This window comes from Corynebacterium choanae (assembly GCF_003813965.1).
In the GTDB taxonomy this organism is placed as follows: domain Bacteria; phylum Actinomycetota; class Actinomycetes; order Mycobacteriales; family Mycobacteriaceae; genus Corynebacterium; species Corynebacterium choanae.
On the sequence record NZ_CP033896.1, the window covers coordinates 33125 to 50050 of the forward strand.

The window sequence follows — 16926 nt, forward strand, 5'->3', positions numbered from 1 at the left end:
TTCCGCCTGGCAGCGTAGCGTGCTTAACTGGAAGATAATTATGATCAACAGCGGCTATAGATACGTTTTCACCATCGTTTCGTGAAGCTGATCATCGCCCGCGAACGTGATGCGTGCACTTTCATCTACGTCAGTACCCCGTCGGAGAAGATATAACCCATGGAATCCAATATTGTGCTCGTCGGCCTGCGGATTGCGCTGCTTGTCGCACTGTGGCTCGTTGTGCTGCTCGTGGTGAAGTCCATGTATGTAGCGGTGCGCAGCGTTGATCCGGCTAGTGCTCGGCCGGTGAAAAAGCTGCGTGGACGGGACAAACAGCAGGCAACGTCGCTGCTGATTGTTTCCGGGCCGCGCACCAATATGGTGTTTGACATGTCCGGGTTATCGTCGTTGACGCTTGGTCGCGGGGCGGATTCCACCGTCGATTTGGGTGACGACTATGCGACGAAAACCCATGCACGGCTGTTTACTACTGCTGGTGGCTGGTATGTGGAGGATCTCGAATCCCGCAACGGCACGCTGGTGGGGGGTCGTAAGATTACTGAACCTGAACCAGTAGGTGTTGGCGACGACATCACTATTGGCCAGTCGATCGTGAGGTTGATGCCGTGAGTTTGCGTTTTGATTATGCGATTTGCTCCGATCGGGGTTTGGTACGCGGAAATAATGAGGATTCTGCCTATGCCGGGCCGCATCTTATCGCCTTAGCTGATGGGATGGGCGGTCATGCCGCTGGTGAAGTTGCCAGCCAGCTGATGATTAATAAGCTGCGGGTACTTGACGCCGATCCGGAAGATAATGACATGTTGGCGCTGCTGGGTAGCGTCGCTGATGACGGCTCCCGGGCGATTGCCCGACATGTGCGGGCAAATCCGCAAACCAACGGCATGGGGACGACGTTGACAGCGCTGATGTCTAATGGCAGCCAGCTGGGATTGATCCATGTGGGTGATTCCCGCGGATTCCGTCTGCGGGAAGGAAAACTCACCCAGATCACCGTCGATGACACGCTCGTGCAGCAAATGGTGCAGCGTGGCGAGATTCAACCGGAGGATGTGTCCACACATCCGCGGCGATCCCTGTTGTTGAAAGCCTATGACGGGCGGGCAGTTGAACCCCACCTGGAGACGATGACGCCCCAGGTTGGGGATCGGTATTTGTTGTGTTCCGATGGGCTCACCGACCCGGTGTCGGCATCCACCATTGAAGAAGCACTACACAATGCTGCCACCCCGCAGGCGGCCTGTGACCGGCTGGTGGAGTTAGCATTGCGCTCCGGTGGACCGGACAATGTCACCGTGGTTGTCGCCGATATTGTGGATGCGGACATCCCCGGCGACCATCCGCTGCCGGTGACCCCGGTAACAGCTGGTGCGTTAAATGCCGACGAACCTGAAAAAGCCCGGCCTGATACTGCGGCTGGGCGGGCTGCAGTGATGACTGCCGGTAACGCGGCAACCCCGGGTGCGGCGCCCGGCCGGACACCTGCCGCCGCCGCTACCACCGACGCCACAGCAGGCAGCCAGCCACAGCAGTTAACCGCCGGTTCAGACACAGCGAAACGACGTCGCCGCAGCTGGCCGATGATATTAGCACTGGTATTAGCGGTTGTGCTGCTTGGGGTGACTGCCACCGGCTGGTGGGTGAACACTCAGGTGAAAGACCAATATTTTGTCACCACCAACGACGATGGGGTGGTGATGGTGCAGCAAGGTGTGCAGCTATCCCTCTTCGGACACGACTTTTTTAGTCCATACCAGGCAACCTGTTTGGACGACAATGATCGAGTTTCCCTCACCGAAGTTGCAGCAGTGGAAAACAACACTCTTCTGCCGGAAGGGTGCGTACTTTTTACCCGCGATGATCTCCAGCCTGCCGACCGGGAGAAAATCGCTGGACTTACCGCCGGCACCTATGACGAAATCGTCGGCCAAGTGCAATGGCTCGCCTCCCGGGCACTGCCGCTGTGTGTGACCCGCACCGATGAGACGAACGCCGCTGCCGAAGACAAATCCGATAAAGCTGCTGCGGCAGACCAGTCGAAAACAGCGAGCACTTCCGCGTCGACCACGGCTACATCTTCCACCGCAACACCGTCAACCACTGCGGCAACAACCGCCAGTGACTCCTCCTCAGTTGCAGCGTCCACCTCGGCCACCTCTTCGTCATCGACGACAGCCCGTGGTCGGGATGGGGATCGCACCCAACCTGGGGTGGATTGTCGAAAGGCCGGTGACACGGTTCGATGAGTCTGTTGGAATGCTTGCGGGCACGCCGCACTGAAGCACTGCTGATGCTGGCAGGACTCGTCGTCGTCGCTTTAGCTCATGCCGCTGTTGCCGGCGCCACCACCGGTGCCACCTTCGCCCCAGAAACCTGGATTCCGATAGTGATCGCAGCAGTGGTTTGCGTAGTCATACACGTCTTTATCGCAGTGACCGCACCCACCGCCGATCAGGTGATTGTGCCCTGTGTGCTGCTCCTCAACGGGCTAGGCATTGTCATGATTGGGCGGCTTGACTATGCCCGACAACAAGCCGGTTCCGAACTTTCCCTCGCCCACAACCAGGTGAAACTCACCATTATTTCCCTTGTCGTTTTCGGTGCAGTGCTCCTGCTCGTCCGCGACCATCGGCGGCTGTCCCGCTACTCATATCTGCTCGGCGCAGCAGGACTGTTCCTGCTGGTGCTGCCGGTGATCTGGCCATTCGGTCGACCAGAAGCTGTGGAAGAAGCAAAAATCTGGATCAGCATCGGCAGCCTGTCTGTACAGCCAGGCGAATTCGCCAAAATTCTGCTCATCTTATTCTTTGCGAAACTCCTCGCCGACAAACGGCAACTATTTACCATCGCTGGCACGAAACGCTTCGGGATCATCTTTCCCCGCTGGCGGGACATCGCCCAGATCGTTGCTGTGTGGTTTATTGCCATGGGGGTAATGGCAGCAGAAAACGACTTCGGACCAGTCCTGCTGCTCTTTGGCACGGTGCTGCTCATGCTGTACATGGCAACATCACGCATCTCCTGGATCATGATCGGCGGTCTACTTATCGCCATTGGTGCGCCGATTCTGTATCTCATCTCGGCGAAAATCCAAACCCGTGTCGCCAACACGATCAACCCGCTCGCGGACTTCGACGGGGCAGGTTTCCAGCCCTCCCAGGCACTCTTCGCCTGGGCGGACGGGGACTCACCGGCACCGGTTTAGGACGTGGCTATCCACAACTCGTGCCAGTCGCCCACAGTGACTATATTTTGGCGGCCTTCGGTGAAGAGATCGGTCTGATCGGGGTAGCCGCATTAATCATGCTGTTTACCGTGATCGTCACCCGTGGCATGCAGATCGCCCTGGTCACACAGGATTCCTTCGGCAAACTTGCCGCCAGCGGCCTGGCAATGACCATGATGATCCAAATTTTTACCGTCGTTGCCGGGATCTCCTCCCTGCTGCCAATGACTGGTTTGACCACCCCGTTTATCTCCGCGGGTGGCTCCTCGTTGATGGCAAACTATATGCTCATCGCACTGCTGGTGCGGATTTCTGCCGCCTCCAATTTGGAACAGATCGCCGCCCCCGACCAACCGGCATCCCTGCCGGTTGCTGCCGCACAAGAGTTGGCTGCCGCCCGCGCCGGGGAGGTGCCGGCCTGATGAACCGATCAATAAGAGTTGTTGCCATCCTCGCGTTGCTGCTGCCGCTGGTGCTCATCGCCAATCTGACCCGAATCCAAGTGGTTGACCATACGGAACTCTCAACTGATGCACGCAATAAACGCGTCACCTATCAGCTGAAATCCACCGAACGTGGGATGATCACCGCCGGTGGGGAAGTGCTCGCGAAAAGCGTGCCAGGCGCCGACGGATTCTATCGCCGCGTCTATGGGGATGATCCGGCCGTTTTCGGTCCGGTTATCGGCTATGCATCAGATATTTATGGACTCTCCGGGGTAGAACAATCCCGCAACGCACAGCTTGCAGGCACCGATCTTGCAGTAAATATTTCCACGTTGACTCAGCTGTTTTCCGACGGACCTCACCGTGGCGCCAGTGTGGAATTAACGCTGGATCCAGCTACCCAGCGCACCGCCTATCAGGCGATGACTGAGCAAGGCTACACCGGGGGTGTGGTGGCGGTTCGCCCCTCCACCGGGGAGATCCTTGCGATGGTTTCCACGCCAAGTTTCAGCCCGGCGCCACTAGCCGATAATGACACTGCGGAAGGCTATTGGAATGAGCTGCTAGCACAAGATGATGCCGGCAAACCACTGCTGAACCATGCCACCCAAAACCCGCTGCCACCCGGGTCGACATTTAAAGTGATTACCACTGCGGCGGCGCTCACAGCCGGATTAATCAACCCGCAGTCACCGGTGACTGCCGCCCCACAGATCACCCTGCCTGGCACAAATGTCACCTTGGAAAACTATGGCGGCAGTGTGTGCGCTGGTGGCGGCACCACAACTGTGGCAGTGGCATTCGCCCAAAGCTGTAACACTGCATTCGCCGAAATCGGGGCGAATCTGTCGGCGGAAGATTTCGCCACAATGGCGCAAGGCTTCGGCACCACCGACGCCTACCAGCTGGCGGTACCTACCGCCGCTGGAACTATCGGCGACGTCCACGACGCTTCGGTGCGCGCCCAATCCGCTATCGGGCAACATGATGTCACCATGACTGTGTTAGAAAACGCGATGGTGGCAGCTACCGTCGCCAACGGGGGCGTGCGAATGGCGCCACAGTTGGTGTCCCGGGTAACCGGACCGAATTTAGAGGCAATCGCCACCGCCAGTCCGAAAGAACTTGCCACCCCTATTACGAAACCAGTCGCTGACCAGCTCACCGAACTGATGCGTGGCAGCGAACAGTATTCCGGCGGCCGGGCAGATATTGCTTCGAAAACAGGTACCGCCGAACATGGGGCAAACTCGCGGGAATCAGCGCCACACACTTGGTATATCGCGTTTATGCCCGACCGGGATGTGGCCGTCGCGGTACTCGTGGAAAACGGCGGCAACCTTGGCCAGGCCGCCACTGGGGCAACAGTTGCCGCCCCCATTGGTCGGCTGGTCCTTGATGCGGCGGCTGCCGCAGTTGCCCGGAAGGCAGGGCAGTAAACCATGCACATCCCTGACCCGAATCTGGATCCGGTTCGCGACTCCTTGCAGCAGCTTATCGGCGCCGACTATCAGCTGCAGCGGGTAATCGGCGAAGGCGGCATGTCGACGGTGTGGCTCGCCGACGATGTTGCCCATCAACGGCCGGTGGCATTGAAAATTTTGCGCACCGAATTCTCCTCCAACCACGAATTCCTCACTCGTTTCCGCAATGAGGCGCAAACCGCCCGCGAACTCAACTCGCCCCACATTGTGGCAACCTACGACTATCGGGAATTCACCGGCACCGGCGGCACCATATTTTGCTACATCGTAATGGAATATGTGCACGGCCAATCAGTAGCTGACCTTATCGCGCAGCGTGGCGCCCTGCCGGAAACTCTCGGGCTGCGGATTTTGCACCAGGCTGCTGACGGCCTCGGCGAAATTCATGCCCGCGGCCTGGTGCATCGCGACATCAAACCAGGCAATCTCCTCATCACCGATGACGGAATCGTGAAAATTACCGACTTCGGGATTGCGAAAGCCGCCGCCGCTGTACCGCTCACCCGCACCGGCATGGTTGTGGGAACCGCCCAATATGTTTCCCCCGAACAGGCGCAAGGCCACGATGTGGACTGTGCCAGCGACATTTACTCCCTCGGGGTGGTCGGCTATGAACTGCTCAGCGGTCAACGTCCCTTTGACGGGGATAGCCATGTGAGTGTGGCAATCGCCCACATCAACACCCCCACCCCGCAACTGCCGGCATCTGTGAGCACGAACACCCGGGAACTTGTCGGCATTGCGCTGCGCAAAGATCCGCACCGCCGCTACCGAAACGGTCAAGAATTCGCGCAGGCCATTGCGACAGTAGCCGCCGGGCGGCGTGCCCCCCAACCGGCACATGTGCCCCCCAGTCTGGGCACCGGTGCCGTCGATGACCATTCCAAGGTGGCCGGCATCGCCGCGTCACAACCTGGCCGGCAGTCCACCACCGCGCAGCGGCAGGGGAGCAAACCGCCGGCCACAGCAGCCACTTCTATTGGGCGGTCTGCACCGGGACGAGGTGCAACCACTGCCACGCACACAGGGCAGGCAGCTTCCCGTCCAGTAGCAGCATCTGCCACCGCCCGATCCGGTAAAGGCAAAATCATCGGCTTCGGGCTGGGCTTACTGGGCGTGTGTGCCCTAGGAATTGGGGTGGCAATCGCCTGGTATGCCAGCACTGAACAATCCACCCCACCGCTGCCATCAACCACCGTGGAACAGTCCCCTGCGTCAGAATCCGATCCTGCTAACGGCACTGCACCTGCGCCAGTAGCGCCAGTGGCACCGGTAGCACCAACCAATAGTGCGCCTACCAATCCTGCCAAACCGGCGGAACGCACCACCACTGTCACCGCCACCACTACCGTGTCCACCCCGGACGAGGACAACACTCGACCTGCGGTCACTGACGGCACAGGGCGGCCGGCAGAAAAACCTGCCACCAGCACACCCACTTCGTCGAAACCGCAACCACCGGCAGGTAATTCGAAACCCACCACCACCAATCCGCCCGCACAGCCAACCACGCAACCAGCTGACAAACCGGGTGCGGCTGACAGTGGTGCCAGCGGCACCACCACTGGTAGCGGCAATACCAGCGGTACCACTGGTGGTACCTCGACGGGAAAGCCCAGCGGCACTGATAGTGGCAGTACGAAACCCAGCAAAACCACCGCCGGGGAACAGTCCGCCGGAGACACCAACACCACCGGCAACGCTGCCGGAATCACCCCGCGCACAACCACCGGCACTATCGGAACCCGCGTTTCACGCGCCGAAAACTGTTCCGGTTCCAACAGCGGTGTGGCTGTGATCTCGCGGGTATTCCATCACACTGCTACTATTCCGGCAGGTTTATCCCCCGGTGGGGCAGCAAGCCTGTGTACGACACTGGGGCACCCCACAGCGATAAATTCCATCACTGTTGCAGCACCCCGTACGCTTAACCCAATTCCCACCATTCGACAGACTTCGTTAAAGGAGCGATGATGACCGCAGATCTTCTCGCCGACCGCTATGAGCTCGGCACGATCATCGGCACCGGCGGTATGTCGGATGTGTATGCCACCACCGATACGCTTCTCGGGCGTGAAGTGGCTGTCAAAATGATGCGAGCCAATCTCGCGCACGACACCACCTTCCGGGAACGATTCCGCCGAGAAGCACAAAACGCTGCCCGGCTCAACCATGGCGCAATCGTGCAGGTGTACGACACTGGCGAAACCGTCATCGGTGGGGTGACCGTACCCTACATTGTGATGGAACGGGTACATGGCCGCACCCTGCGGGAAATCGTTCGCCAAGACGGTCCACTCTCGCCACCAGAAGCTGCACGAATCCTTTTACCGGTGTGCGAAGCACTGCAGCATTCCCATGAGGCAGGCATTATTCACCGGGACGTGAAACCTGCCAACATCATGATCACCAACACTGGCGCGGTGAAAATCATGGACTTTGGTATTGCCCGGGCAATAGGGGATGCGGCCACATCGATGACGCAAACCTCTGCAGTGATTGGCACTGCACAATATCTTTCCCCGGAACAAGCCCGTGGAAAATCGGCTGATGCCCGCTCAGATGTGTACGCCTTGGGCTGTGTGCTCTACGAAACCGTCACCGCGAAACCTCCGTTTGAAGGGGAATCGCCGTTTGCTGTGGCCTTCCAACATGTGCAAGACAACCCACCGGCACCGTCGACATTAATCGCCGGCCTCACCCCCACAGAGGCAGTCAATATCGATGCAGTTGTGCTCACCGCGATGGCGAAAAATCCCGCTGATCGCTACCAGTCCGCGCGGGAATTCGCCCAAGATCTAGAATTGGTCAGCCGCAACGCGGTGAGCCATGCGGCGAAATCCCATCTGGTTACCCCCCCAACCGAATCGTTGGCCGACGGGGAACAAACCACTGTTATTCCTGCCTATAAGGATGATCAGCATGGTGAACCGGTCGCTCCGGTGGCGCCAGCACCGGTAGCTGCCACCGCACCACCGGTGTCCCCAACCCCGCCGCCACCGGCGAAGGCGCAACCAGCTCCCAGCCCGGAACATGCCGCAAATAACCAAGATTCGCAGCAGCGTTCCCGGCCAATCGCGTGGATGATTGTCGCAGCTGTGCTGGGGGTGGCAGTGATAGCTACCGGTGCAGTCTTTGTGTGGGACTATTTAGCGAAAGAAGACCAAATCAGTCAGCCCTCGACTGTTGCGGTGCCACAGCTCACCAACTCCTCCGAGATGGAAGCTACCGCCCAACTTGAGGCATTAGGGCTGAAAATCGAAACCCAGCTGGCAGCCAATCCGGAAATCCCCAAGGGATATGTGATTGATACCAACCCCGGTCCTGGTTCGAAGCTGCAGCGTGGCTCCACAGTGACATTGAATGTGTCCAGCGGTCAGGAAGAAACCGAGGTTCCAAATCTCACCGACCGCACCACGAAACAGGCCACTGAGTTGTTGGAGGCTGTCGGGTTAAAACTTGATACCCAAGTCAAGGAAGAATCCGACGACGAAATCGAAGAGGGAAGAATCATCACCCAACAGCCCCGCCCTGGCGACATGGCTCCGAAGGGCTCGAAGGTGACGATCACCGTATCGAAAGGTAAAAAAGCCGAACGGGTACCGGTAATTACCGGTCAGCAGTGGAGTTTGGCGCAAACCAATCTCACCGCCGCCGGCTTCACCCCAGAGGTTCGTTTCGTCGACGCCCCCCAGCCGGAAGGGGTGGTGGTGTCGTGTGCGAATGAAGGCCAAGAAATCCCGCACGGATCCACCGTCGTTGTTGAAGTGTCCCGTGGCAACATGATCACCATGCCTGACCTCACCGGGTTAAACCCTGGGCAAGCCCAGCAGGCTCTGCGTGCAGCCGGTTGGACTGCGCCCCCGACCTCGCTGACGGAAACCCCAGTGAAAACTGGATCACTAGTCGACTCTGGACTGGTACAAGGCCAAACCCCGGCACCTGGTGACAAACTCCTTGCCGATGCACTGGTCAATATTCAGGTTGCAAACTTTGATCCGCTTGCCGGGCTTATCAACTAGTGAGCGCAGCAATAGTAGCCAACCCCTGGTTGTTTGCTGACAACCATCCGCGAATCATCCCGGCTGCCAACAGTAACTTCACCAATGCTGCTGCGGCTGCGCCGGCACGGCTGCTTCACCACAGATATTTCGCTGATGGTGAGGCATTGTGCCGGGTGGCCTGCCGTGCATGGCTGGGGCTATCTGGCGGGTTGCTTCCAAGCCAGTCGGTGCGGAAATCCCACCGTGAAAGGTTTTTGTTTCTTCACCAGGCGCGGTAGGGTAGCGAATGTTTTTACATGCTCCGATGCGCCATCTACCACGACCGGCACAACCTTGATCGGTCTGGTGTGCCACCACTGCAGGATCCCCCGGCAGTGGTGTGTGCAAGTTGGCTGTATTGTTAGAGCACTACCGCACAATACCAATCATTCATATCGTCGGCGTGTTGGCATATCACCCTGCCAGGCCGACGAGTCATTGCAAGGAAACGCTATGCCAAAGTCAAAGGTCAACCGTTCGAGTATTCCCACCACCGGTTCGGTGAACCGTACCCCGGTGAAGATTAACTCTTCTGGCACCCCAATGTGGTACAAGGTGCTCATGTTCGGCTTTATGCTGCTCGGGTTGATGTGGCTGGTTGTGAACTATCTTGCCGGTCCGTCGATTCCATTCATGGCCGAATTAGCGCAGTGGAACTATGCGATCGGTTTCGCTTTCCTAATTGTTGGTCTGCTGATGACCATGGGTTGGCGTTAACCCGCTCACCGGTACACGCAATAGCTGTCGGCTGGGGCACATGGCTGCTGTCGGCCACAGCACCGGTGCCAAATAGCCCCCGGTTTGCGCCAGTAAGCAATTATCGACGCAGGCTTGTTGTGGAACGGTTTCCGGTATGGTGCTACACCGCACCGTCCCAATAGTGTGATGGCGGCTGCCAGCACACTTGCACCGGTGTGTGGGGGATACACGCCGCCTTGTGCAGAAACGCTGCAGCACCCACATATTGCTTCATGTCGGCACTGAATCCTGCCGCTATCAGGTGTTCCCCTGGTAGGTGATAGACCACCGGCGGCGGGGTCTGTGGCGGCCAGTCGGTTGAGAGCAGCACCGCATATGGGTGCTGACTGGTGACCAGGCTTCGACTGTCGATAAGCGCACTTGCCACATGGGGGCTATGTGTTGATGCCGGCAGCCGTGGCAACGCCGCGGTAAGACCGGCGGCCGCTACTTGTGCACGCCACTGTTCCAGCAGCGGATCAGGCTGTTGTTGTAGTTTCACCATGGTTTCAAACAGTGCCCACTGGTGTGCTGCTGTGGGGGTGGGGAATGCTTGCGGCAACACACTATCGATCCCTATCGGCTGGTTGCTCATCGCAACCGCAACAATCTCGTGGCAGGCGGTGGCTGTTACTGATATTCCCGCCAGCTGTGGCGCCCCATGTGGCTGGGCACAGCTGGGGCAGCGGCGGTCAACCGCTACCTGTTGTGGATCCTCGTCGCACAGCTTCCCGGCGAGCAGTCGCACCAATACACGACCTAGTAGTGCCCGGCCGCTGGCCGCTGTGCCGCCAAGACTTTGCACATAGCGGTGTTCTTCGCTGTTGACCAGCGTTGCCAGCGCAATATGTGCTGCCGAAAGTGTCACCGTGGTCAACCAAATAGTGGCAGGAGAAGTAGCAGACAGCGGCAGCATCGAGCTTCCTAGCGATGAAAATGTTAAAGATTGCGCTTACTCTACAGAACCGCGAACGCGCGATGTGTGCACCACATCAGCGACACCGCCCGCTGTGATCCCCCACAAAGGAGACAGTGACTTTTCAACAGAATACAGTAAGGCTACGCTATCTTTTGCATGTTGCATGCTGCACGATTCACTGCTCACCCTTTTTCTTCATCATTACGGGCAGTTAGTACCGCAGAAGAATAACCACAACTGCGCGACACCACGCGCCTGATATGCAGATTGGTGCACCACACGCACCCGGACGACAAGTGCCCAACCAACCACCCCACTTGCTCGTCAGGCTCTGGAGGATAAGGGTTTGTCTATTGATCTCAGCGCTGGCGGTTTGCTGCCACCAGTCGATCCAGCGGCAGGAACCCGCCCGGCACTCCTTGACGATGCCGGCAATAGTCTGAGCCACAGTGAACTTCGGGATCGCATCTATCAGCAGGCAACCATGTGGCAGGAAGCTGGTTTGTCCCCGGCGCAAGGCATGGTGCATCTGCCGTTTCGGATCACCATCGATCACATCATCAGCTACTATGCACTACGCGCATTAGGGATAGCGGTACTCATCACCGCCCCAGACCCCATCCACTATGCCGGGATTGTGACCCAATTCGTGCCCGCAGCAGTCATCGACGACTCCGGCACACTGCACTGGTCAGATACATTATCGGCCGGCACCGCAACACCGCTGCCGGAACACACTGCCACCATCCCACAGCCGGTAGCTACCCTGCCGGCTGCTGTGCATCCGGCAACCGCCTTACTGCTGTCGACCTCCGGGTCGACTGGGGCGAAAAAACTGGTTCGCCTTTCCACGGCGAATGTTGCCGCAAACACCCGCGACATTGTTGACGGGCTTAACCTTCGCCCCACCGACCGGGCAATCACCGCCCTACCGCTGCACTACTGTTTCGGGCTCAGCGTGCTGCACACACATCTCTATGTGGGTGGTTCGGTAGTGGTCAGCCAAGTCAGCATGGGGGATCATCTGCTGGTTGATCTCGTCCAACAGTATGCCGTCACCACCTTCGCTGTCGTGCCCCACATGCTTGACCTGGTGGAAGCCACCGGCGGCTGGACTGAACAGATGAGCCCTTTGCGGCTGATCTGCCAGGCCGGCGGCAAATTAAGCACCCCAAAAGTCACCTTGTGGGCGCAACGCGCCGCCGCCCAACACATCGATTTTCGCCCCATGTATGGGCAAACCGAAGCCACCGCACGCATGGCTATCATGCCCCAATCGGCAGCACTCACCGCACCGCAAGCTGCCGGACTTCCCGTCGGCAGCGGGAAATTCCGGATCGAAAACCCGGATAGTGACGGCATCGGGGAGCTTGTCTACAGCGGACCCAATGTGATGATGGGCTACGCCCTCACCGGGGAAGAACTCGCCCTAGGGCCGATGTTGGACACCCTGCACACCGGTGATCGTGGCTATCTTGACGAGCACGGATTTGTGGTGTTAGCCGGCCGCCGGGATGACTTCTTCAAAATCGCCGGTCTACGGATAGCCGCCGAACCTATAGCAGCAATGCTTGCCGAACATGGCGTCACCGCCCACATATTCGGCGACGACCGTGGCCTCGTAGTGCTGGCCAGTGCACAAACCTCCACCACCACCCTGGCTGCCGACACCATTGTGCAACTTGTTGGCGAACTCACCTCGCTGAGTGCCGCCCAAATCATGGCCGCATGGATACCCGCATTCCCACTGCTACCAAACGGCAAAATTGATCGTCGCCAACTCCAACACACCGCCAACCAGTACCTTGAGCGGCAACCATCCGCACAACCCACAGCAATTGCCACCCCGCAACAGTCTGCAACAGCAAACCATCCCGACCAATTAGCAGCTGAACTCGCCACAGTCTGTGCAGTGATCGGCACCGCTGTCGGCCGTGGCGTCATCGACCCTCGCCAATCATTTGTCCACAACGGGGGCACCTCCCTGTCCCAAGTCACCTGTTTTGCCCAACTGGCACAACATCTTGGACCGTTACCCCGCCGCTGGGCACAAACCCCCATCGATGAACTGCTCGCCACCATCCACGGCATGACCCTAGCCGACTACCGGCAAGCAATCACCACAGCACACGGCACACCGGATACATCGCAGCAAACGACAAGCCGCCGCGGGATCACTGCACACCAGGTGATCCCCCAGCAGGCGGCGGCACAGTCGAGTGCGGCGCGCCGGGGCTGGCGGCGACTGTCTGGTATCCCGGCCGCCAAGAGTGGCTCATCATCGCCCTGGGCATCAATTCCGGTGGATGTGTCGCTGCTGATTCGGGCAATTGCGGCGATCACTATTGTGGCGACCCATACGCGGGTGCTGCATTTGATGGGTGGGGCGCACAGTCTGTTAGTAGTTGCCGGTTTCAGTGCGGCACTGTTTGCGTTTTCCATACCGTCGGCCAGCATGCGGCTGCACACTGTGGGAAGGACACTGGCGCAGGTTGCGATCCCTACTGCGGTGATCGCAATCTTTGGCTGGTGGTTTGCAAACCAGTACAGTGTGGCAAATATTTTCCTCATCGACTGGTTGTGGCATCGCGATAACGGCAACGGGTCGTTGTGGTTTATCGAATCCTATTGCACCGTGCTGTTGGTGCTCGTGCTGCTGCTCGCCCACCGGGGAATCTATGCCTTGTATGCGCGGCAACCATTTTTGGTGAGCGCTGCTGCTACTGCTGGGGCTGTTGGGCTGCGGTATCTCGGATGGTGGTGGTTGTTACCGCATCATCACACCGCACCGTGGGCGGTGGCGTGGCTGGTAACCCTGGGGGTGACGATTCTGCACGCCCAGCAGCGATGGCAGCAGGCGATAGTGGTGGGTTTGTTTGCTGTCGGCGGCTCCGGTTTTTTCTTCTTCGACCATCAGCACACCTATGTGGCGGCGGTGGTGGCGGCGTTGCTGTGGCTGCCGCAAGTTCGTATTCCGCAGCTGCTGCTTCGCCCGGTTGCGGCAATCGCCAGCGCCAGCCTGTATATCTATCTGCTGCAGTTCACCGTGTTTAATTTCACCGGCAGTGACACACTGCGCATTGTCGGCTCAATCCTGCTCGGGATCGGGGTGCGGCATCTTGTGGATGCGATAACTCGCGTGTTCAAGGGCAAGACAGGAAACGCTACCCGGCAGCCCACCACTACCTAACCCCCAGCAGCCCGCCACTACCTAACCACCGGTAAGCTGCCAACACCGGCGGATAGGTGGTGGCGGCAGGGACGTTGCAGATTCCGCTTGGCGGCGGTGAAGTTCCAGGTGCCGCTAGGAGTTGGTGGCTGCTGGTGGATGCATCGTGATGGTGGTGTCGGCGAGTACTTCCGCATCAGCCATGTCGTGGGTGACGAGCATCGCTGTGACACCGGCATCCTCGATGAGGGAGCGAATATCGGCACGGACTTGGGCCCGCAGATCAGCATCCAGATTGGAAAATGGTTCGTCGAAAAGCAGCACATCGGGGGCGGGTGCAAGCGCCCGCGCCAGGGCGACACGCTGCTGTTGCCCCCCGGAGAGTTGATGCGGATAGCGGTCATCCATGCCGGCGAGTCCGACGAGTTCCAGCGTGTCACGAACGACAACCTGTTTGGTTCGCTTGTTGACTTTCCGCAGCCCATAGCCAACATTGGCGGCCACAGTCATATGCGGGAACAGGGCATAGTCTTGGAAGATAAAACCGACTTTCCGCCGTTCTGGGGCGATGAAATGATGTTCGTCAACCATGGTGGTGCCACCGATGGTGATGCTTCCCTGTTGGGGGCGTTCCAATCCGGCGATCAGCCGCAGCACGGTGGTTTTAGCGCAGCCGGAAGGACCTAACAGGGCGGTGCATTGCCCGGCTGGTGCGGTAAGGGAAAACCCGGCCAGTTGGGGGCTAGTCGACCCCGGATAGGCGAAGGTGATCCCTGATACAACAATATCGGTCACCGTGTGCTCCTTTGGATGGTTGAGTGATTGGGCAGTGTGCTGCTAGCTGCTGTGCGTCGGCGGTGATCCGTGGTGCTGTGCAAAAGGCGGCAGCGCATTGCTGCTGCCGCTGGGCACTGCATCGGCGGATGTACTGCTGAGGGGGGATCCTGTATTGGCTGTCGGCGGCTGCTGGTCACCGGTGGTGGTTTCCCGGGCCACTAGCAGCGCTACTGGGATACATGCCAGCGCGATAATCATCAGTGATGGCAGTGCCGATTCGGGGATCTGTTCATCGTTGGCGTATTGGAACACGGTGGTCGACAAGGTGGCGAAGTTAAACGGCCGCACGATAAGCACAATGGGCAGTTCTTTCACCATGTCGATAAACGCCAGCAGGAATGCGCCGATGGTTGCTGATCGCATCATCGGTAAATCCACTCGCCATAACGCCTGGGCGGGCGTGTCGCCGCTGGTGCGGGCGGCTTCATGGTAGCGGATGCCGATGCGTTCACAGCCTGATTCGATTGACTGCATCGACACTGCAAGATAGCGGATCACATAGGCGAGGACGATCACTGCCGGGGTGAGGGTCAGTGGCGCCCCGAAGGTGGTGCTGATCCACACCAGAAGGGAGACAATCGATAAGGCAATCACGGTGGAGGGGACTGAATATCCCATCACGGTGATGCGGGCGAGAAGGCGGGCGAGCCGGGATGGCCATAGGCGTTGATGTTGGGCGACAATCATCGCACAGATGGTGGCCACCAGTGCCCCGCAGCCGGCGACGATAACCGAGTTCGCTACCGCTGTCCAAATCCCGGTGAGGCGAATATTGTCCAGTGATAGCACCGCCCACCACAGCATTTGGGCGACTGGGATGATGAGCGACACAGCGAAGATAAGCCAGCAAAACCCGGGGATGAGGATTTTGCCGACGCCGTGGGGGCGGCTGCGCCGCAGCGGGGTAACCCGCGGGGAGGCGTAGGCGTAGGAGGCTCCGCCGCGGAGTGCTTTTTCCCCAACGGATACTAGGGTGACGACGACCAGTAGGATTGCGGCAAGTTTCAGGGCGGCTGCCATGTCGGTGAGCCCAAGCCAGGCTTTGAAAATGGCGGTGGTGAAAACTTGCAGCCCGAAATAGGACACCACCCCATAGTCGGAGAGCACTTCAAAGGCCATCAGCGTTGCCCCGGCGACCACCGCGTTCCGGGTGAGGGGGGCGATGACTTGCAGATAGGCGGTGGTTTTGCTGGCGCCAAGGACCCGGGCAGCCTCGAGGAGTTGTCCAGCTTGCCGGTCGAGGAAGGCGCGAACCACTAAATAAATATAGGGGTAAAGGAACAGGGTGAAGATAGCGATGGCACCACCCATGTTCTGTAGGTCAAGGAATCCGGGGGGCAGGGTAATACCCAGATGGTCGCGCAGAAACACCTGCAACGGACCGGTGTAGCCAGTCATCGACACATAGGTGTAGCCGGCAATATATGGCGGGATCGCTAAGGGAAGCACCAGCGCGAAGGAGAGGAATTTGCGGCCGGGAAATTCGTAGGCGGTCACAAACCAGGCCAGCAGGGAGGCGATGATAATTCCTGCGCTGAGCGAACCGACCAGCAGTATGGCGGTTTGTCGAATATAGTCGGCCAGCAAATAGTGTTGAATGTGTCGCCAGGTGTCGTTGACTGGGGTGAGAATCCCGGTGAGGATCCCGATCAGCGGCAGCATCATGGCGAGCACGATCACGATGCTGGCAATAAGCCACGGCATTTGGGCTTTGGAACGTGATGCCACAGATTTTCACCTGGTTTCTTCGGCTGTGGATGGGAAGCGACAACTCAGCGTGCCGTCGCTGCGAACTGCAGTTGTGGCCGGATGATCTAACCGGTGCTGCACCCTTGACGGCGACAAGGTTTGTATAGCCGACCCTAAATACTACTCGCTGGAGGAGGTGGTGTCTGCGGGTGGCGCGGAAAAACCGGCAGGAACGAGGCAATAATGACCGGCCCCAAGTGAGGCGGGTGCGCCCCGCTGTGTCTCATCGATGGATGATGGACAGGCCTTTGTGAGTGCACAAAATGCCGGGAAGTACCTGGATGGAGCGTTTCCACGGCGGTATTTCCCGGC

At 58.9% G+C, this 16926-nt stretch carries 10 protein-coding genes and 1 pseudogene; 8 read left to right on the forward strand and 3 right to left on the reverse strand.

The genetic code is table 11. The features are described 5' to 3' along the window. The first annotated feature begins 159 nt into the window (after nucleotides 1-159). From CCHOA_RS00140 to crgA, 7 genes and pseudogenes are all read left to right on the forward strand, one after another. A complete protein-coding gene (locus CCHOA_RS00140; RefSeq protein WP_123925588.1) occupies nucleotides 160-612 on the forward strand; it encodes an FHA domain-containing protein in 453 nt (150 codons plus the stop codon). Next, a complete protein-coding gene (locus CCHOA_RS00145) occupies nucleotides 609-2249 on the forward strand; it encodes a PP2C family protein-serine/threonine phosphatase (protein WP_206425799.1) in 1641 nt (546 codons plus the stop codon). Before CCHOA_RS00140 ends, CCHOA_RS00145 begins: the two co-directional genes overlap by 4 nt. After that, nucleotides 2246-3651, forward strand: a pseudogene (locus CCHOA_RS00150) (FtsW/RodA/SpoVE family cell cycle protein). Before CCHOA_RS00145 ends, CCHOA_RS00150 begins: the two are co-directional and overlap by 4 nt. Next, a complete protein-coding gene (locus CCHOA_RS00155) occupies nucleotides 3651-5114 on the forward strand; it encodes a penicillin-binding transpeptidase domain-containing protein (protein WP_123925590.1) in 1464 nt (487 codons plus the stop codon). The pseudogene CCHOA_RS00150 and the gene CCHOA_RS00155 overlap by 1 nt, the downstream one beginning before the upstream one ends. 3 nt (nucleotides 5115-5117) lie before the next feature. Continuing rightward, complete coding sequence (locus CCHOA_RS00160) at nucleotides 5118-7133, forward strand: serine/threonine-protein kinase (protein WP_123925592.1); 2016 nt, start codon at nucleotides 5118-5120, stop codon at nucleotides 7131-7133. After that, the gene (pknB, locus tag CCHOA_RS00165) at nucleotides 7133-9181 is read left to right on the forward strand and encodes a Stk1 family PASTA domain-containing Ser/Thr kinase (protein ID WP_123930503.1); all 2049 of its coding nucleotides are present in this window, start codon (nucleotides 7133-7135) and stop codon (nucleotides 9179-9181) included. Before CCHOA_RS00160 ends, pknB begins: the two co-directional genes overlap by 1 nt. Nucleotides 9182-9655: 474 nt before the next feature. After that, nucleotides 9656-9919 carry a cell division protein CrgA gene (gene crgA / locus CCHOA_RS00170; RefSeq protein ID WP_123925595.1) on the forward strand — a complete coding sequence of 88 codons (264 nt, stop codon included), beginning with the start codon at nucleotides 9656-9658 and terminating at the stop codon, nucleotides 9917-9919. Nucleotides 9920-10061: 142 nt separating this feature from the next. Here crgA and CCHOA_RS00175 read toward each other — a convergent pair whose 3' ends face one another. Further along, nucleotides 10062-10856, reverse strand: a complete 795-nt coding sequence (locus CCHOA_RS00175; RefSeq protein ID WP_123925597.1) for a hypothetical protein — start codon at nucleotides 10854-10856, stop codon at nucleotides 10062-10064. A gap of 349 nt (nucleotides 10857-11205) precedes the next feature. Between CCHOA_RS00175 and CCHOA_RS00180 the strand changes: the two genes are divergently transcribed. Next, a complete protein-coding gene (locus CCHOA_RS00180; protein ID WP_164472322.1) occupies nucleotides 11206-14049 on the forward strand; it encodes an AMP-binding protein in 2844 nt (947 codons plus the stop codon). Nucleotides 14050-14163: 114 nt separating this feature from the next. Here the strand turns inward: CCHOA_RS00180 and CCHOA_RS00185 are convergent, their stop codons facing one another. Further along, entirely contained in the window at nucleotides 14164-14823 is a 660-nt protein-coding gene (locus tag CCHOA_RS00185) for an ABC transporter ATP-binding protein (RefSeq protein WP_123925601.1), read from the reverse strand. Nucleotides 14824-14865: 42 nt separating this feature from the next. Then, complete coding sequence (locus CCHOA_RS00190) at nucleotides 14866-16593, reverse strand: ABC transporter permease (protein ID WP_245992143.1); 1728 nt, start codon at nucleotides 16591-16593, stop codon at nucleotides 14866-14868. Between the last annotated feature and the right edge of the window lie 333 nt (nucleotides 16594-16926).

What these genes read in the sequence shown, in the direction of transcription:
- pknB (WP_123930503.1), top strand. Translation starts at nt 7,133, where the DNA reads ATGACCGCAGATCTTCTCGCCGACCGCTATGAGCTCGGCACGATCATC.
- crgA (WP_123925595.1), top strand. Translation starts at nt 9,656, where the DNA reads ATGCCAAAGTCAAAGGTCAACCGTTCGAGTATTCCCACCACCGGTTCG.
- CCHOA_RS00140 (WP_123925588.1), top strand. Translation starts at nt 160, where the DNA reads ATGGAATCCAATATTGTGCTCGTCGGCCTGCGGATTGCGCTGCTTGTC.
- CCHOA_RS00160 (WP_123925592.1), top strand. Translation starts at nt 5,118, where the DNA reads ATGCACATCCCTGACCCGAATCTGGATCCGGTTCGCGACTCCTTGCAG.
- CCHOA_RS00175 (WP_123925597.1), bottom strand. Translation starts at nt 10,856, where the DNA reads ATGCTGCCGCTGTCTGCTACTTCTCCTGCCACTATTTGGTTGACCACG.
- CCHOA_RS00155 (WP_123925590.1), top strand. Translation starts at nt 3,651, where the DNA reads ATGAACCGATCAATAAGAGTTGTTGCCATCCTCGCGTTGCTGCTGCCG.